Origin of the sequence: Pseudomonas sp. AF03-9 (assembly GCF_020515815.1) — a bacterium.
Taxonomy (GTDB): Bacteria; Pseudomonadota; Gammaproteobacteria; order Pseudomonadales; family Pseudomonadaceae; genus Aquipseudomonas.
This window is the reverse complement of the sequence record NZ_JAHPJF010000002.1, coordinates 170,129-186,248: the sequence shown is the minus strand read 5'-3', so window position 1 is coordinate 186,248 and position 16,120 is coordinate 170,129. Positions and strand designations below refer to the sequence as shown.

The following is a 16,120-nucleotide window of genomic DNA, read 5'->3' as shown; positions in this document are numbered from 1 at the left end:
AAGCCCGCTCCCACATTTAACCGTGTACATCCCTTGGAATGCGGTCGAATGTGGGAGCGGGCTTGCTCGCGAAGAGGCCCTAACAGCCGCCGAGAAACCCAGCCACTTTCAGCGCCGCAGCGGCCAGATGCTGCTCATGACTGAACCCCGAAGCCTTCAACGGCTTCAAGTCATGATCCCCCGCCACCAGCCACATCACCTCGATGTTCGGCGACAGCACATAGCCTTCCACCGCCGCCCGATTCCCCAGGGCATCGCGCTCGCCCTGCACGATCAATGTCGGCGTCTTCAACCCCGCCAGATGCTCGACCCGAGGTTTCTCCGGCTTGCCCACCGCATAGAACGGATAACCCAGGCACACCAGCCCATCAGCGCCCAGTTCATCCGCCAACAGACTGGCCATGCGCCCGCCCATGGACTTGCCGCCCACCGCCAGCTTCCCAGCGACATGACGTCGCACCTCGGCATACACCTCCCGCCAGGCGTCCAGCAGTTTCGGCGCCGGGTTCGGTGGGCGTTTACCGCCGTCCACACGGCGCTGGGCCATGTAGGGGAACTCGAAGCGCAACACGTTCACACCGTGCCCAGCAAGGCGTGCAGCCATGTCACCCATGAAGGATGAGTCCATCGGCGCACCGGCGCCGTGGGCCAGGATCAACGTCACAGGCGTATGTCCTGCAACGTTCGACGCGACATCCCACAGCCATCCGCGTTCCCGCACACACTGCGCCCATTGATCCCCGTCAATACTGGCCTTGTGCTCTTTGCCCATGCTTGCCTCGCTATTTAGTCTGCCTATAACTCCAGCCCAAGTGCTGCATTTGCTTGGGTTGAACCGTGGATGGGGAACCATGAACACTACTTTAAGTACCGCCTATAACTACAAGGTGGTCCGCCAATTCGCCATTATGACGGTGGTGTGGGGCATCGTCGGCATGGGGCTCGGGGTTTTTCTCGCCGCCCAATTGGTCTGGCCTGCTCTGAACTTCGATCTGCCGTGGACCAGCTTCGGCCGCCTGCGCCCGCTGCACACCAACGCGGTGATCTTCGCGTTCGGTGGCTGCGCGCTGTTCGCCAGCTCCTTCTACTCGGTGCAACGCACCTGCCAGACCCAGCTGTTCGCGCCGAAAATCGCCGCGTTCTGCTTCTGGGGCTGGCAGTTGGTCATCCTGCTGGCCGCAATCACCTTGCCGCTGGGCTACACCAGCTCCAAGGAATACGCCGAGCTGGAATGGCCGATCGACATTCTCATCACCATCGTCTGGGTGGCCTACGCCATCGTGTTCTTCGGCACGGTGATGAAGCGCAACACCAAGCATATCTATGTCGGTAACTGGTTCTTCGGTGCGTTCATCATCACCGTGGCGATCCTGCATATCGTCAACAACCTGGAAATCCCGGTCAGCCTGACCAAGTCCTACTCCCTCTACGGTGGTGCGACGGATGCCATGGTGCAGTGGTGGTACGGGCACAACGCGGTAGGCTTCTTCCTCACCGCCGGTTTCCTGGGGATGATGTACTACTTCGTGCCGAAACAGGCCGAGCGTCCGGTGTATTCCTATCGCTTGTCCATCGTGCACTTCTGGGCACTGATCACCCTGTACATCTGGGCCGGTCCTCACCACTTGCACTACACCGCGCTGCCGGACTGGGCACAGTCCCTGGGCATGGTGATGTCGCTGGTGCTGCTGGCTCCGAGCTGGGGCGGCATGATCAACGGCATGATGACCTTGTCGGGCGCCTGGCATAAGTTGCGCAGCGACCCGATCCTGCGCTTCCTGGTGGTATCGCTGGCGTTCTACGGCATGTCGACGTTTGAAGGCCCGATGATGGCGATCAAGACCGTGAACGCCCTCTCCCACTACACCGACTGGACCATCGGCCACGTACACGCGGGTGCCCTCGGCTGGGTAGCGATGATCTCCATCGGCGCGCTGTACCACATGATCCCGAAAATCTTCGGCCGCGAGCAGATGTACAGCCTCGGCCTGATCAACGCGCACTTCTGGCTGGCCACCATCGGCACCGTGCTCTACATCGCCTCGATGTGGGTCAACGGCATCGCCCAGGGCCTGATGTGGCGTGCGGTCAACGAAGACGGCACCTTGACCTACTCCTTCGTCGAAACCCTGGTGGCCAGCCACCCAGGCTTCATCGTGCGGTTGGTGGGCGGTGCAGTATTCCTCACCGGCATGTTGCTGATGGCTTACAACACGTGGCGCACCGTGCGTTCGCCACAGCCTGTCGAAGCCGCCACCACTGCGCAGCTGGCCTGAGGAGTCTGTGATGAAACACGAAACGATTGAAAAGAACGTCGGCATCCTGATGCTGCTGATGGTGCTGGCCGTGAGTATCGGCGGCCTGACCCAGATCGTCCCGCTGTTCTTCCAGGACGTCACCAACAAGCCGGTGGAGGGTATGAAGCCCTACACCGCGCTGCAACTGGAAGGCCGTGACATCTACATCCGTGAAGGCTGCGTACAGTGCCACTCGCAGATGATCCGTCCGTTCCGCGCCGAAACCGAACGCTACGGCCACTACTCGGTCGCTGGCGAAAGCGTGTGGGACCACCCGTTCCTGTGGGGCTCCAAACGTACCGGGCCGGACCTGGCACGTGTCGGCGCGCGCTACTCGGACGACTGGCATCGCGCGCACTTGTACAACCCGCGCAACGTGGTGCCTGAGTCGAAAATGCCGGCCTACCCGTGGTTGGTCACAGCCCCGGTCGACAGCAGCCACACCGAGAAAAAGTTGAGCGTGATGCGCACCCTCGGCGTGCCGTACACCGACGACGACATCAGCGGCGCAGTCGCCAGCCTCAAGGGCAAGACCGAGATGGACGCGCTGGTTTCGTACCTGCAAGTGCTCGGCACTGCCATCAAGAGCAAGAGGTGAGCCATGGGATTTGAATTCGATGCGGGCACCATCCGCGGCCTTGGCACGCTGGTCGTCGCCATCGCCTTTATCGGCCTGTCGCTGTGGGTGTTCAACAACCGGCGCAATGCGGAATTCGAGCAGGCGCGCCTGCTGCCGTTCGCCGATGAACCCTCTCCATCCGACGCTCAAGAAGAGCCTGCAATAAGGAGCACCCGGCCATGACCCTATTTTGGAGTACATGGATCTGCGTACTGACCCTGGGTAGCCTGATCGGCCTGACCTGGCTGTTGATCGGCACCCGCAAGGGCGAGACCAAGGGCAGCGTCGACCAGACCATGGGCCACGCCTTCGACGGGATCGAGGAATACGACAACCCGCTGCCCCAGTGGTGGTTCATGTTGTTCGCCGGCACCCTGGTGTTTGCGGTCGGCTACCTGATCCTCTACCCGGGCCTGGGCAACTGGAAAGGCGTATTGCCAGGCTACGAGGACGGCTGGACCCAGAACAAGGAATGGGACAAGGAAATGGCCAAGGCCGACGCCAAGTTCGGGCCGATCTTCGCCAAATTCGCAGCCATGCCCGTGGAAGAAGTCGCCAAAGACCCGCAAGCGTTGAAAATGGGCGGCCGCCTGTTTGCCTCCAACTGCGCAGTGTGCCACGGCTCGGACGCCAAGGGCGCGTACGGTTTCCCGAACCTGGCGGACAACATCTGGCGCTGGGGCGGTTCGGCCGAGGCGATCAAGACCACCATCCTCAACGGTCGCCACGCGGCGATGCCGGCCTGGGGTGAAATCCTCGGCGAAGACGGTGTGAAAAACGTGGCCGCCTATGTCCGTCACGACCTGGCCAAACTGCCATTGCCGGCCGACAGCACCGCCGACCTGGCCGCCGGCCAAGCCGCGTTCAACACCACCTGCGTGGCCTGCCACGGCCCGCAAGGCCACGGCATGGAAGCCATGGGTGCGCCGAACCTGACCGAGCCTGCCGGTTTCATCTACGGCACCAGCCTGGCACAGTTGCAGCAGACCATCCGTCACGGCCGCCAAGGCCAGATGCCGGCGCAGGATGTGCTGCAAGGCAACGATAAGGTGCACTTGTTGGCGGCGTATGTTTACAGCTTGTCCCATGGGGAGCAGAAGGCTGCGCAGTAAGCAGACTTCGTAAACCCTTGAAGCCCCGCCCGGTGTAAACCGGACGGGGCTTTTTTGTGGGGCTGGCTTGCTGCTCGCACTGGCAAAGTAGTAACGTACCTACATTCACCCTAGCCAGGGAAGTCACCCCATGACCATCACCACTATTTCCAGCCGCGAATTCAATCAAGACACAAGCGGTGCCAAAAAAGCCACGCGCCAAGGCCCGGTTTTCATCACCGACCGCGGCAAACCCGCCCATGTGCTGCTAAGCATTGAGGACTACCAGAAATTGACTGGTCTGAATGCCGACATCGTTGACTTGCTGGTGATGCCGGACGCCGCCGATATCGACTTCGAAACCGAACGCGCCGTGATCACTCATCGCCCTGTGGACCTTTCTTGATGTATCTACTCGACACCAATGTCATTTCCGAACTGCGTAAACCCCAGGCTGACGCGAACGTCGTCGCCTGGGCCAGGAGCGTCATCGCACCCCGCATGTTTATCTCTGCGATTACGCTAAAGGAGCTGGAAACCGGGGTGTTGCGCATGGAGCGGCGCGATCCGGCGCAGGGCAAGGTGTTGCGCACCTGGCTCAAGCGCCACGTGATGCCGGCGTTCGATGCGCGGATCCTGCCGGTGGACGCCGCCGTCGCGCTGCGTTGTGCCCACTTGCACGTACCCGACCAGGTCAACGAGAGTGATGCACTGATCGCGGCGACCGCGCTGGTACATGGGCTCACCGTTGTCACGCGCAATGTCAGTGACTTCAAATCCAGTGGCGTGACGGTGATCAACCCCTGGGACGAATAATCGGGCGTTCACTCGCCGCGTCCTCGCGACCTTTTGTCACACCCCCTCCAAAGCACAACTTTCCCCTCCTGCCATTCGGGTCTACGCTTCCCCACAGCGGACCGGTTCTGGCGTACGCGACGACTCCCGTCGCGAGCCGAAAAAATTCCTGTCCACTTGATCAGCTTTTGAATTCCGATTTTGTCCTTACGCAAAACAGGGAAAGGGCGCAGAATCTGGCGTGGAACGCCTTGACCCAGGTCAGCGTTGCGTTGCATTGGCCTCTCGCTTTCTACATACTTGCGGCCGATTTTTACCTATAAAAAAACCTAAACCGTGGAACCTTAGAATGAGCACAGCAATCAGTCCGACTGCTTATAACTATAAGGTAGTCCGCCAGTTCGCCATCATGACGGTGGTCTGGGGGATCCTTGGCATGGGGCTCGGGGTCTTCATCGCCTCGCAACTGGTCTGGCCGGAATTGAACTTCGGCTTGCCCTGGACGACCTTCGGTCGCCTGCGCCCGCTGCACACCAACCTGGTGATCTTCGCCTTCGGTGGATGTGCATTGTTTGCCACCTCCTACTATGTCGTGCAGCGAACCTGCCAGACGCGACTGATCTCCGATGGCCTCGCCGCCTTCACCTTCTGGGGCTGGCAAGCCGTGATCCTCGGCGCCATCGTCACCCTGCCACTGGGCTACACCACCACCAAGGAATACGCCGAGCTGGAATGGCCGATCGCGATCTTGCTCGCCATCGTGTGGGTGACGTATGCCGTGGTGTTCTTCGGCACCATCGTCAAGCGCAAGACCAAGCACATCTATGTGGGCAACTGGTTCTACGGCGCCTTCATCCTGGTCACGGCGATGCTGCACATCGTCAACCACGCCTCCTTGCCGGTCACCCTGTTCAAGTCCTACTCGGCCTACGCCGGGGCGACGGACGCGATGATCCAGTGGTGGTACGGGCACAACGCGGTCGGTTTTTTCCTGACCACCGGTTTCCTGGGGATGATGTACTACTTCGTGCCGAAACAGGCCGAACGTCCTATTTACTCGTACCGCCTGTCCATCGTGCACTTCTGGGCGCTGATCACCCTGTACATCTGGGCCGGTCCTCACCACTTGCACTACACCGCGCTGCCGGATTGGGCGCAGTCCCTGGGCATGGCGATGTCGATCATCCTGCTGGCACCCAGCTGGGGCGGCATGATCAACGGCATGATGACCCTGTCGGGCGCCTGGCATAAATTGCGCACCGACCCGATCCTGCGTTTCCTCGTGGTGTCGCTGGCGTTCTACGGCATGTCGACCTTCGAAGGCCCGATGATGGCGATCAAGACCGTCAACTCGCTGTCCCACTACACCGACTGGACCATCGGCCACGTGCACGCCGGTGCCCTCGGCTGGGTGGCGATGATTTCCATCGGCGCGCTGTACCACATGATCCCGAAACTGTTCGGCCGTGCGCAGATGCACAGCGTCGGGCTGATCAACGCGCACTTCTGGCTTGCCACCATCGGCACCGTGCTCTACATCGCCTCGATGTGGGTCAACGGCATCACCCAAGGCCTGATGTGGCGTGCGATCAACGATGACGGCACCCTCACCTACTCCTTCGTCGAAGCGCTGCAAGCCAGCCATCCGGGGTTCATCGTGCGCGCCCTGGGCGGTGCATTCTTTGCCTGCGGCATGTTGCTCATGGCCTACAACGTCTGGCGCACCGTGCGTGCCTCCGACCCGGCGCAAGCCGAAGCCGCCGCCAAGATCGCCGTTGTGGGAGCTCACTGATGAAGCACGAAGTAGTCGAGAAGAATATCGGCCTGCTGGCCTTCTTCATGGTCATCGCCGTGAGCATCGGCGGCCTGACCCAGATCGTTCCGCTGTTTTTCCAGGACGTCACCAACAAGCCGGTCGAAGGCATGAAGCCGCGTACCGCTCTTGAACTGGAAGGCCGCGACGTCTATATCGCCAACGGTTGCGTGGGCTGCCACTCGCAGATGATCCGCCCGTTCCGCGCCGAAACCGAACGCTACGGCCACTACTCGGTCGCCGGCGAAAGCGTGTGGGACCACCCGTTCCTGTGGGGCTCCAAGCGCACCGGGCCGGACCTGGCGCGTGTCGGCGGGCGTTACTCCGATGACTGGCAGCGTGCGCACTTGTACAACCCGCGCAACGTGGTGCCTGAATCGAAAATGCCGGCGTACCCGTTCCTCGTGGAAAACAAGCTCGACGGCAAGGACACCGCGAAGAAAATGGAAGTCTTGCGCACCCTGGGCGTGCCCTACACCGACGAAGACATCGCCGGTGCAGCCGCAGCCGTGAAGGGCAAGACCGAAATGGACGCATTGGTGGCCTACCTGCAAGGCCTTGGCACCATCATCAAAAGCAAACGGTGACCTTCATGGATATCGGGATGATTCGAGGCCTGGGCACCGTCGTGGTGATGGTGGCCTTTATCGGCCTGGCGCTGTGGGTGTTCAGCCCCCGCCGCAAGTCGGAGTTTGACGACGCGACCATGCTGCCCTTTGCGGATGATCCCGAAGCCATCAAGCACGTCGAGCAAGCTTCTAGGAGTAACAAAGAATGACTACGTTCTGGAGTCTGTACGTCACAGTCCTCAGCCTGGGAACCATCTTCGCCCTGACCTGGCTGTTGCTGTCGACCCGCAGGGGGCAGCGCGCCGAACAAACCGACGAGACCGTCGGCCACTCGTTCGACGGCATCGAGGAATACGACAACCCACTGCCGAAATGGTGGTTCATGCTGTTCGTCGGCACCATCATCTTCGCCCTCGGTTACCTGGCACTGTACCCCGGCCTGGGCAACTGGAAAGGCCTGCTGCCGGGCTACGCCTACCTCGACAACGACAAGCAAACCCCCTTCGCCAACGGCCAGGCCGGCTGGACCGGCGTGCACGAATGGGAAAAGGAAATGGCCAAGTCGGACGCCAAGTTCGGGCCGATCTTCGCCAAATTCGCGTCGATGCCGATTGAAGAAGTGGCCAAGGACCCGCAAGCCCTGAAGATGGGCGGCCGCTTGTTCGCCTCCAACTGCTCGGTGTGCCACGGTTCCGATGCCAAGGGCGCCTATGGCTTCCCCAACCTGACCGACGCCGACTGGCGCTGGGGCGGCGAGCCGGCAACGATCAAGGAAACCATCATGAAAGGCCGCCACGCGATCATGCCGGCCTGGGCCGAAGTGATTGGCGAGCAAGGCGTGGCCGACGTGGCCGGTTTTGTACTGACCAACCTCGATGGCCGCAAACTGCCGGAAGGCGCCAAGGCCGACGTGGCCAACGGCGAGAAACTCTTCGCCACCAACTGCGTCGCCTGCCACGGCCCGGCCGGTAAAGGCACCCCAGCCATGGGCGCGCCGGACCTGACTCACCCTGGCGCGTTCATCTACGGTTCGAGCTTCGCCCAACTGCAACAGACCATCCGTTACGGCCGTCAGGGCCAGATGCCTGCGCAGGAACAACTGCAAGGCAACGACAAGGTGCACTTGCTGGCGGCGTATGTTTACAGCCTGTCCCATGGAGACAAGAAGGCTGAGGAGCAGTAACGCCGCTCACCACCTTTGAAAACCCTGAAAAACCGGTGTGGGAGCGGGCTTGCCCGCGAATGCGATAGTCCAGGCACAGAGGTGTCGACTGGTACACCGCATTCGCGGGCAAGCCCGCTCCCACATCAGCTTCATCACATCAGATCGCTGGTTTTTGAAGGCCGAGCCCGCCAAAACCGACCATACTTGCCAAGTCAATTGATCCAGATCACGTACACCATCAATTGATTTCCCCCAACGCGACCAAAGGTCGCACCCTTTGCGCACCATCGGGGGCGTATCATTAGGCCACTGCAACACCCTTAATTTGACCCCGGCCGGCACGTACTGACCGAGGCAAATCTCCACCGCCGTGGGATGCAATGATGAGCGACCAGATACCGGTACATGACGTTACCCCCCCTGCCAAAACCGTCGATCTCTACGCCTCGCGAGAGAAAATCTACACCCGCGCCTTCACTGGCCTGTTCCGCAATCTGCGCATGCTCGGCGGCGCCGGATTGTTCCTGCTCTACTTCGGCACCGTGTGGCTGAACTGGGGTGGCCACCAGGCTGTGTGGTGGAACCTGCCGGAACGTAAATTCTTTATTTTTGGCGCCACCTTCTGGCCCCAGGACTTCATCCTGCTTTCGGGCATTCTGATCGTTGCGGCCTTTGGCCTGTTCTTTATCACCGTCTACGCCGGGCGCGTGTGGTGCGGGTATACCTGCCCGCAAAGCGTGTGGACGTGGATTTTCATGTGGTGCGAAAAGGTCACCGAAGGCGACCGCAACCAGCGCATCAAGCTCGACAAGGCACCGATGGGCGCCAACAAGTTCCTGCGCAAATTCAGCAAGCACACGCTGTGGCTGCTGATCGGCTTTGTCACCGGCATGACCTTTGTCGGCTACTTCTCGCCGATCCGCGAGCTGGTGATCGACTTCTTCACCGGCCAGGCCGATGGCTGGTCGTATTTCTGGGTTGGCTTTTTCACCCTCGCCACCTACGGCAACGCCGGCTGGCTGCGCGAGCAGGTGTGCATCTACATGTGTCCGTACGCGCGCTTCCAGAGCGTGATGTTCGATAAAGACACCCTGATCGTTTCCTACGACCCGCGCCGTGGCGAACTACGCGGCCCACGTAAAAAAGGCAGCGACTACAAAGCCCAGGGCCTGGGCGATTGCATCGATTGCACGATGTGCGTGCAGGTGTGCCCGACCGGGATCGACATCCGCGACGGCCTGCAGATCGAATGCATCGGTTGCGCGGCGTGCATCGACGCCTGCGACAACATCATGGACAAGATGGACTACCCGCGCGGCCTGATCAGCTACACCACCGAGCACAATCTGTCCGGGCAGAAGACCCACAAACTGCGCCCCCGCCTGATCGGCTACGCGCTGGTATTGCTGGCAATGATCGGCCTGCTGGTCGCCGCCTTCTTCATGCGTTCGCTGGTCGGTTTCGACGTGAGCAAGGACCGTGTGCTGTACCGCGAAAACGCCGAAGGCCGCATCGAAAACGTCTACAGCCTGAAGATCATGAACAAGGACCAGCGCGACCACACCTACGTGCTCGACGCCGCCGGCCTGCCGGACCTGAAGCTGCAAGGCCGCCGCGAGATCAAGGTGGCTGCGGGCGACATCATCAGCATGCCGGTAGAGCTGTCGAGTGCGCCGGAGCAATTGCCGTCCAGCACCAACGAGGTCAAATTCATCCTCACCGATGCCGACGACCCCGACGTGCGTATTGAAGCCAAGAGCCGATTCATTGGCCCACAAGTCCGTTAAGTTAAATAGAGAGCAGAACAATGCCCGTAGCGACTGCCACAAGCCCTTGGTACAAGCACCTCTGGCCCTGGATCATCATTGCCATCCTGGCCTGCTCGGTGACTTTGACCTTGTCCATGGTAACCATCGCGGTGAACAACCCGGATAACCTGGTCAACGACAACTACTACGAGGCAGGCAAAGGCATCAACCGTTCCCTCGACCGCGAACTGCTGGCCCAGACCCTGCAAATGCGCGCCAAGGTGCACCTGGATGAGCTGACCGGCGAAGTCGACGTGCACCTGACCGGCAACAGCAACCCGGCCAACCTGGAACTCAACCTGATTTCCCCGACCCAACCGGAGAAGGACCGCAAGATCAACCTGGCCCGCAGCGCCAGCGAACCCGGCCGCTATATCGGCCAGGTCACCGACAAGGTCGAAGGCCGCCGTTTCGTCGAACTGCTTGGGGTGGAAGGCGACCGCACCTGGCGCATGTTCGAAGAGGAGCAGGTCAGCCACGACAAGGATTTGCTGTTGGGGGATGAACCGCTGCAAGGTGCCGAAGACCTGAAAAAGTAACAACCGGCGCTTCGCGCATCGCGGGCAAGCCCGCTCCCACAGGGGACCGCGATCTACCTGTGGGAGCGGGCTTGCCCGCGATGCGGCCCTCCCAGCCACTACAGATTCCAAACCATGACCACCCCTTGCTACCACTGCGCCCTGCCCGTCCCCTCCGGCAGCCGGTTCACCGCCGAAATCCTCGGCGAACGCCGCGAACTCTGCTGCCCGGGTTGCCAGGCGGTGGCCGAAGCCATCGTCGCCGGCGGCCTGGAAAGCTACTACCAGCACCGCAGCGAAGCCTCGGCCAACCCCGAGGCGCTGCCGGTGCAACTGGTGGACGAACTGGCGCTGTATGACCGCGCCGACGTGCAAAAACCCTTCGTCCACCACAGTGGCGAGCTCGCCGAAACCACCCTGTTGATGGAAGGCATCAGCTGCGCCGCCTGCGGCTGGCTGATCGAAAAACACCTGCGCAACCTGCCCGCCGTGGCCGAGGCGCGCCTGAACCTGTCCAACCATCGCCTGCACGTGCGCTGGGCCGATGGGCAATTGCCGTTGAGCCAATTGCTCAGCGAGTTGCGCCATATCGGTTACGCCGCCCACCCCTATCAGGCCGACCGTGCCGCCGAGCAACTGGCCAACGAAAACCGCCTGGCCCTGCGTCAGCTCGGCGTCGCCGGATTGCTGTGGTTCCAGGCGATGATGGCAACCATGGCCACCTGGCCGGAATTCAATATCGACCTGAGCGCGGAGCTGCACGTTATCCTGCGCTGGGTGGCGATGTTTCTGACAACCCCCATCGTGTTCTACAGCTGCGCGCCATTCTTCAAGGGCGCCCTGCGCGACTTGCGCACCCGCCACCTGACCATGGATGTGTCGGTGTCCCTGGCAATTGGCGGGGCCTATCTGGCGGGGATCTGGACCGCGATCACCGGCGTCGGCGAGCTCTACTTCGATGCCGTGGGCATGTTTGCCCTGTTCCTGCTGGCCGGCCGTTACCTGGAGCGGCGCGCGCGGGAACGCACGGCGGCGGCCACCGCGCAGTTGGTCAACCTGTTGCCCGCCTCGTGCCTGCGCCTCAAGGCCGATGGCCAGAGCGAACGCATCCTGCTGCGTGAATTGGCCGTGGGTGACCGCGTGCTGGTGCATCCCGGCGCGGTGTTGCCGGCGGATGGGGTGATCCTCGACGGTCAATCGAGCATCGACGAGTCCCTGCTCACCGGCGAATACCTGCCACAACCACGCCAGGTCGGCGATGCGGTCACCGCCGGTACGCTGAATGTCGAAGGCGCGCTGAGCGTCGAAGTGCGCGCCCTGGGCCACGACACCCGCCTGTCCGCCATCGTGCGTCTGCTGGAACGGGCCCAGGCCGAGAAGCCGCGCCTGGCCGAAATCGCCGACCGCGCCGCGCAGTGGTTCCTGCTGTGCTCGCTGATTGCCGCTGGCGTGATCGGCCTGGTGTGGTGGCAACTGGATTCGTCGCGGGCGTTCTGGATCGTGCTGGCGATGCTGGTCGCCACCTGCCCGTGCGCCTTGTCGCTGGCCACGCCGACCGCCCTTACCGCCGCCACCGGCACCCTGCACAAACTCGGGCTGCTGCTGACCCGCGGCCATGTGTTGGAAGGCCTGAACCAGATCGACACGGTGATTTTCGACAAGACCGGCACCCTCACCGAAGGGCGCCTGGCACTGCGCGCGATCCGCCCGTTGAGCGCACTGAACAGCGACGACTGCCTGAGCCTCGCCGCCGCCCTCGAAAACCGCTCCGAACACCCTATCGCCCGCGCCTTTGGCCGCGCACCGCTGGCCGCCGACGAAGTGCTCAGCTCCCCCGGCCTTGGCCTGGAAGGCCACGTGGGCGAGCGCCAGTTGCGCATCGGCCAGCCGGCTTTTGTGTGTGCACTGAGCGGCTGTGCGATCCCGACGCCCCCCGATGAAGCCGGCCAATGGCTGCTGTTGGGCGACACCCAGGGTGCCCTCGCCTGGTTCGTCCTCGATGACCGTTTGCGCAGCGACGCCCCGGCGCTTTTGGCGGCGTGCAAGGCCCGCGGCTGGCGTACGCTGCTGCTGTCGGGGGACAGCTCGCCGATGGTCGCCAGCGTCGCCGCCGAGCTGGGCATCGACGAAGCCCACGGCGGCCTGCGCCCCGACGACAAGCTGCACATGCTGCAACAGTTGCACCAGCAGGGCCGCAAGGTGCTGATGCTCGGCGACGGAGTCAACGATGTACCCGTGCTCGCCGCCGCCGACATCAGCGTGGCCATGGGTTCAGCCACCGACCTGGCGAAAACCAGCGCCGATGCAGTGTTGCTGTCCAACCGCCTGGACGCGCTGGTGCACGCCTTTAGCTTGGCGCGGCGCACCCGTCGGGTCATCATTGAAAACCTGTTGTGGGCGGGCTTGTACAATGGCCTTATGCTGCCGTTTGCCGCTCTGGGTTGGATCACACCGATTTGGGCAGCGGTCGGCATGTCCCTCAGTTCATTGACCGTGGTGCTCAACGCCCTGCGCCTGACTCGTCAACCGAGCGCGCCGGCCGCCAACGCCCCTTTAGTCACCCGTCCGCTGCCGGCGTGAGCCGCGCGAACATGGAGTACACATGCCAGCTCTCTACGTGATGATTCCGGCGGCGCTGCTGTTGGTAGGCGTGGCCATCTACATCTTCTTCTGGGCGGTGGACAGCGGCCAGTACGACGACCTCGACGGCCCGGCCCACAGCGTACTGTTCGACGATCAGGACCCCAACCACCTGGCCGCCGTCGACGAAGCCAACCACCCCGAACAACCACCGAAAGACCCGCCCCATGCTTGAACTGGCGCCATTGCTGGTCTCCGCGCTGATCCTCGGCCTGCTGGGCGGCGGCCATTGCCTGGGCATGTGCGGCGGGCTGATGGGCGCGTTGACCCTGGCGATCCCCAAGGAACAACGCAGCCGCCGGTTTCGCCTGCTGCTGGCGTACAACCTGGGGCGCATCCTCAGCTATGCCACCGCCGGTTTGTTGATTGGCCTGGCGGGCTGGGCCGTGGCCAACAGCCCGGCGGCAATGTTCATGCGCGTGCTCGCCGGGCTGCTGCTGATCTGCATGGGTCTGTACCTGGCCGGTTGGTGGAGCGGCCTGACCCGCATCGAGAGCCTCGGGCGCGGCCTGTGGCGGCATATCCAGCCGATTGCCAACCGTTTGCTGCCGGTGTCCAGCCTGCCACGTGCGTTGCTGTTGGGCGCGCTGTGGGGCTGGTTGCCGTGCGGGTTGGTCTACAGCACCTTGCTGTGGGCGGCGAGCCAGGGCAATGCGCTCGACAGCGCAGTGCTGATGCTCGCGTTTGGCCTGGGCACCTGGCCGGTGCTGCTGGCCACCGGGCTCGCGGCGGAGCGGGTGACCGCGTTATTGCGCAAGCGCAGCGTGCGCATGGCGGGTGGCGTGCTGGTCATGCTCTTCGGGATCTGGACGCTGCCCGGCCCGCATCAGCACCTGTTGATGGGCCACTGAATCGCTCTGTGGCATAGCGCCGCTGCCTGTTGATGCAAATCAAGGTGCCCTCCCCGCAACGCCCCTAGACTCGGCCCATTAGCCTATCCGGGGGAACGCCCGCATGCTCGACGCCATTCGTTGGGACACTGATCTGATTCATCGCTACGACTTGGCGGGGCCGCGCTACACGTCCTACCCCACCGCCGTACAATTCGACAGCCAGGTCGGCACCTTCGACCTGCTCCACGCCCTGCGCGACAGCCGCAAGGCCGCGCGACCGCTGTCGCTGTACGTGCACGTGCCATTCTGCGCGAACATTTGCTACTACTGCGCCTGCAACAAGGTCATCACCAAGGATCGCGGGCGCGCCCAAGGCTACTTGCAGCGTCTGGAGCAAGAGATCCAGTTGATGGCCTGCCATCTCGACCCGAAACAGCCAGTGGAGCAACTGCACTTCGGCGGCGGCACCCCGACGTTTCTCAGCCACGATGAACTGCGCCAGGTCATGGCCAGCCTGCGCCGCCACTTCAATTTGCTCGACGACGATTCCGGCGACTACGGCATCGAGATCGACCCACGCGAAGCCGACTGGGCCACCATGGGCCTGCTTCGTGAGCTGGGCTTCAACCGTGTGAGCATCGGCCTGCAAGACCTCGACCCCGAGGTGCAGCGCGCGGTCAATCGCCTGCAAAGCCTGGAAGAAACCCGCGCAGTCATCGATGCCGCGCGCACCCTGCAATTTCGCTCGATCAATATCGACCTGATCTACGGCCTGCCCAAGCAAACGCCGATCAACTTCGCGCGTACCGTGGAAGAAGTGATCAAGCTGCAACCCGATCGCCTGTCGGTGTTCAACTACGCCCACTTGCCGGAACGCTTCATGCCGCAGCGGCGGATCAACACCGACGACCTGCCCTCCCCGGCGGAAAAACTGCTGATGCTGCAAACCACCATCGAGCAACTGACCCAGGCCGGCTATCGCTACATCGGCATGGACCACTTCGCCCTGCCGGATGACGAATTGGCCATCGCCCAGGAAGAAGGCACCCTGCAACGCAACTTCCAGGGCTACACCACCCACGGCCATTGCGACCTGATCGGCCTGGGCGTGTCGGCCATCAGCCAGATCGGCGACCTGTATTGCCAGAACAGCAGCGACCTCAACGCCTACCAGAACACCCTGGCCGGCGCGCAACTGGCCACCAGCCGTGGCTTGGTGTGCACCACGGACGATCGTTTGCGGCGGGAAGTGATCCAGCAGTTGATCTGCAATTTCAGCCTGGCATTCGACAAGGTCGAACAGGCCTTCAATATCGATTTTCGCGGCTATTTCGACGAGATCTGGCCGCAACTCGAAGCCATGGCGGCAGACGGCCTGATCGAACTCGACGCCCAGGGCATCCGGGTGTTGCCAGCCGGGCGGTTGTTGGTGCGGTCGGTGTGCATGGTGTTCGATGCGTACCTGGAGCACCAGAACCGGCAGCGGTTCTCCCGGGTGATCTGATCAACTCGACAACGCGAGGACTTTTCCGACGTCTTCCGAGCTCATGCCTTTCATCGCCTTGGCCAGGGACACCTGGGCGGTGACGAGCCCGGCCTGCAAGGAGCTGATGGCGGTTTGCAGGTTGGCGGTCTTCATCTGCCGTTCCTCTGCCGTCAGGCTTTGGTCCATGGCGATGGCTTGCAGCTCGGCCATCTTTTCCTCGAGCTGCTGCTTGATCTGGCGGATCATCTTCAGGATCTGTTTGACGTTATCGTCCAGGCCGCTGTCGTCGATGTCCGAATCGGGGCTTTTTGCCGCAGCCGCCTTGAATGCATCCGAGGAAATCGTCACCTTGACGCCTTCGGCCGCTGGCAACGCGGCGGTGTCCTTATCCTCGACCGCAGCGGTCGGCTGCGCGTCCGGCACCGTCGGCACGCGGAGCTGGGGGTTATTGACCGCGAAAACAATCATGGGCTGAGCTCCTGCTCG

At 62.4% G+C, this 16,120-nt stretch carries 18 protein-coding genes; 16 read left to right on the top strand and 2 right to left on the bottom strand.

Going from position 1 to position 16,120, the window contains the following annotated elements; all coding sequences use genetic code 11:
* Nucleotides 1–79 precede the first annotated feature (79 nt).
* Complete coding sequence (locus LIY36_RS04510) at nucleotides 80–772, bottom strand: alpha/beta family hydrolase (protein ID WP_192297112.1); 693 nt, start codon at nucleotides 770–772, stop codon at nucleotides 80–82.
* 79 nt (nucleotides 773–851) lie between these two features.
* Here LIY36_RS04510 and ccoN (LIY36_RS04505) point away from each other — a divergent pair, with 79 nt between their 5' ends.
* The 16 genes from ccoN (LIY36_RS04505) (at nucleotide 852) to hemN (ending at nucleotide 15,652) form a co-directional block, all read left to right on the top strand.
* Nucleotides 852–2,276 (top strand): cytochrome-c oxidase, cbb3-type subunit I, encoded by a 1,425-nt coding sequence (ccoN, locus tag LIY36_RS04505; protein WP_192297113.1) that lies wholly within the window; start codon nucleotides 852–854, stop codon nucleotides 2,274–2,276.
* A gap of 10 nt (nucleotides 2,277–2,286) precedes the next feature.
* Nucleotides 2,287–2,895, top strand: a complete 609-nt coding sequence (gene ccoO / locus LIY36_RS04500) for a cytochrome-c oxidase, cbb3-type subunit II (RefSeq protein ID WP_192297114.1) — start codon at nucleotides 2,287–2,289, stop codon at nucleotides 2,893–2,895.
* A 3-nt stretch (nucleotides 2,896–2,898) separates the two neighbouring features.
* Complete coding sequence (locus LIY36_RS04495) at nucleotides 2,899–3,099, top strand: cbb3-type cytochrome oxidase subunit 3 (protein ID WP_010208563.1); 201 nt, start codon at nucleotides 2,899–2,901, stop codon at nucleotides 3,097–3,099.
* A complete protein-coding gene (gene ccoP, locus LIY36_RS04490) occupies nucleotides 3,096–4,028 on the top strand; it encodes a cytochrome-c oxidase, cbb3-type subunit III (RefSeq protein ID WP_192297115.1) in 933 nt (310 codons plus the stop codon). The genes LIY36_RS04495 and ccoP (LIY36_RS04490) overlap by 4 nt, the downstream gene beginning before the upstream one ends.
* A gap of 130 nt (nucleotides 4,029–4,158) precedes the next feature.
* Entirely contained in the window at nucleotides 4,159–4,413 is a 255-nt protein-coding gene (locus LIY36_RS04485) for a type II toxin-antitoxin system Phd/YefM family antitoxin (RefSeq protein WP_124526607.1), read from the top strand.
* Nucleotides 4,413–4,823, top strand: coding sequence for a type II toxin-antitoxin system VapC family toxin (locus LIY36_RS04480; protein WP_226454933.1), 411 nt, complete (start codon nucleotides 4,413–4,415; stop codon nucleotides 4,821–4,823). The genes LIY36_RS04485 and LIY36_RS04480 overlap by 1 nt, the downstream gene beginning before the upstream one ends.
* A gap of 328 nt (nucleotides 4,824–5,151) precedes the next feature.
* Nucleotides 5,152–6,594: a cytochrome-c oxidase, cbb3-type subunit I gene (ccoN, locus tag LIY36_RS04475; protein WP_226454932.1), complete on the top strand. Its 1,443-nt coding sequence runs from the start codon at nucleotides 5,152–5,154 to the stop codon at nucleotides 6,592–6,594.
* Nucleotides 6,594–7,202 carry a cytochrome-c oxidase, cbb3-type subunit II gene (gene ccoO, locus LIY36_RS04470; protein WP_003193167.1) on the top strand — a complete coding sequence of 203 codons (609 nt, stop codon included), beginning with the start codon at nucleotides 6,594–6,596 and terminating at the stop codon, nucleotides 7,200–7,202. Before ccoN (LIY36_RS04475) ends, ccoO (LIY36_RS04470) begins: the two co-directional genes overlap by 1 nt.
* A 5-nt stretch (nucleotides 7,203–7,207) precedes the next feature.
* Nucleotides 7,208–7,393, top strand: a complete 186-nt coding sequence (locus LIY36_RS04465) for a CcoQ/FixQ family Cbb3-type cytochrome c oxidase assembly chaperone (protein ID WP_003193169.1) — start codon at nucleotides 7,208–7,210, stop codon at nucleotides 7,391–7,393.
* Nucleotides 7,390–8,367 (top strand): cytochrome-c oxidase, cbb3-type subunit III, encoded by a 978-nt coding sequence (gene ccoP / locus LIY36_RS04460; RefSeq protein ID WP_226454931.1) that lies wholly within the window; start codon nucleotides 7,390–7,392, stop codon nucleotides 8,365–8,367. The genes LIY36_RS04465 and ccoP (LIY36_RS04460) overlap by 4 nt, the downstream gene beginning before the upstream one ends.
* Nucleotides 8,368–8,732: 365 nt before the next feature.
* Complete coding sequence (gene ccoG / locus LIY36_RS04455; RefSeq protein ID WP_192297118.1) at nucleotides 8,733–10,136, top strand: cytochrome c oxidase accessory protein CcoG; 1,404 nt, start codon at nucleotides 8,733–8,735, stop codon at nucleotides 10,134–10,136.
* Between the two features lie 20 nt (nucleotides 10,137–10,156).
* Complete coding sequence (locus tag LIY36_RS04450) at nucleotides 10,157–10,696, top strand: FixH family protein (RefSeq protein ID WP_226454930.1); 540 nt, start codon at nucleotides 10,157–10,159, stop codon at nucleotides 10,694–10,696.
* Between the two features lie 114 nt (nucleotides 10,697–10,810).
* A complete protein-coding gene (locus LIY36_RS04445) occupies nucleotides 10,811–13,255 on the top strand; it encodes a heavy metal translocating P-type ATPase (protein WP_192297120.1) in 2,445 nt (814 codons plus the stop codon).
* Nucleotides 13,256–13,277: 22 nt separating this feature from the next.
* Nucleotides 13,278–13,490, top strand: coding sequence for a cbb3-type cytochrome oxidase assembly protein CcoS (ccoS, locus tag LIY36_RS04440; protein WP_192297121.1), 213 nt, complete (start codon nucleotides 13,278–13,280; stop codon nucleotides 13,488–13,490).
* Nucleotides 13,483–14,166: a sulfite exporter TauE/SafE family protein gene (locus LIY36_RS04435; protein WP_226454929.1), complete on the top strand. Its 684-nt coding sequence runs from the start codon at nucleotides 13,483–13,485 to the stop codon at nucleotides 14,164–14,166. Before ccoS ends, LIY36_RS04435 begins: the two co-directional genes overlap by 8 nt.
* Nucleotides 14,167–14,269: 103 nt before the next feature.
* The gene (gene hemN, locus LIY36_RS04430; RefSeq protein WP_226454928.1) at nucleotides 14,270–15,652 is read left to right on the top strand and encodes an oxygen-independent coproporphyrinogen III oxidase; all 1,383 of its coding nucleotides are present in this window, start codon (nucleotides 14,270–14,272) and stop codon (nucleotides 15,650–15,652) included.
* Here the strand turns inward: hemN and LIY36_RS04425 are convergent, their stop codons facing one another.
* Entirely contained in the window at nucleotides 15,653–16,102 is a 450-nt protein-coding gene (locus LIY36_RS04425; protein WP_226454927.1) for a hypothetical protein, read from the bottom strand.
* Nucleotides 16,103–16,120: the final 18 nt, after the last annotated feature.

Bases quoted from the DNA above. Each gene is read 5' to 3' on its own strand.
- LIY36_RS04450 (WP_226454930.1), top strand. From the start codon at position 10,157: ATGCCCGTAGCGACTGCCACAAGCCCTTGGTACAAGCACCTCTGGCCC.
- hemN (WP_226454928.1), top strand. From the start codon at position 14,270: ATGCTCGACGCCATTCGTTGGGACACTGATCTGATTCATCGCTACGAC.
- LIY36_RS04495 (WP_010208563.1), top strand. From the start codon at position 2,899: ATGGGATTTGAATTCGATGCGGGCACCATCCGCGGCCTTGGCACGCTG.
- ccoO (WP_003193167.1), top strand. From the start codon at position 6,594: ATGAAGCACGAAGTAGTCGAGAAGAATATCGGCCTGCTGGCCTTCTTC.
- LIY36_RS04485 (WP_124526607.1), top strand. From the start codon at position 4,159: ATGACCATCACCACTATTTCCAGCCGCGAATTCAATCAAGACACAAGC.
- LIY36_RS04480 (WP_226454933.1), top strand. From the start codon at position 4,413: ATGTATCTACTCGACACCAATGTCATTTCCGAACTGCGTAAACCCCAG.
- LIY36_RS04445 (WP_192297120.1), top strand. From the start codon at position 10,811: ATGACCACCCCTTGCTACCACTGCGCCCTGCCCGTCCCCTCCGGCAGC.
- ccoO (WP_192297114.1), top strand. From the start codon at position 2,287: ATGAAACACGAAACGATTGAAAAGAACGTCGGCATCCTGATGCTGCTG.
- LIY36_RS04510 (WP_192297112.1), bottom strand. From the start codon at position 772: ATGGGCAAAGAGCACAAGGCCAGTATTGACGGGGATCAATGGGCGCAG.
- LIY36_RS04425 (WP_226454927.1), bottom strand. From the start codon at position 16,102: ATGATTGTTTTCGCGGTCAATAACCCCCAGCTCCGCGTGCCGACGGTG.
- ccoP (WP_192297115.1), top strand. From the start codon at position 3,096: ATGACCCTATTTTGGAGTACATGGATCTGCGTACTGACCCTGGGTAGC.
- ccoS (WP_192297121.1), top strand. From the start codon at position 13,278: ATGCCAGCTCTCTACGTGATGATTCCGGCGGCGCTGCTGTTGGTAGGC.
- ccoN (WP_226454932.1), top strand. From the start codon at position 5,152: ATGAGCACAGCAATCAGTCCGACTGCTTATAACTATAAGGTAGTCCGC.
- ccoN (WP_192297113.1), top strand. From the start codon at position 852: ATGAACACTACTTTAAGTACCGCCTATAACTACAAGGTGGTCCGCCAA.
- LIY36_RS04435 (WP_226454929.1), top strand. From the start codon at position 13,483: ATGCTTGAACTGGCGCCATTGCTGGTCTCCGCGCTGATCCTCGGCCTG.
- ccoP (WP_226454931.1), top strand. From the start codon at position 7,390: ATGACTACGTTCTGGAGTCTGTACGTCACAGTCCTCAGCCTGGGAACC.
- LIY36_RS04465 (WP_003193169.1), top strand. From the start codon at position 7,208: ATGGATATCGGGATGATTCGAGGCCTGGGCACCGTCGTGGTGATGGTG.
- ccoG (WP_192297118.1), top strand. From the start codon at position 8,733: ATGAGCGACCAGATACCGGTACATGACGTTACCCCCCCTGCCAAAACC.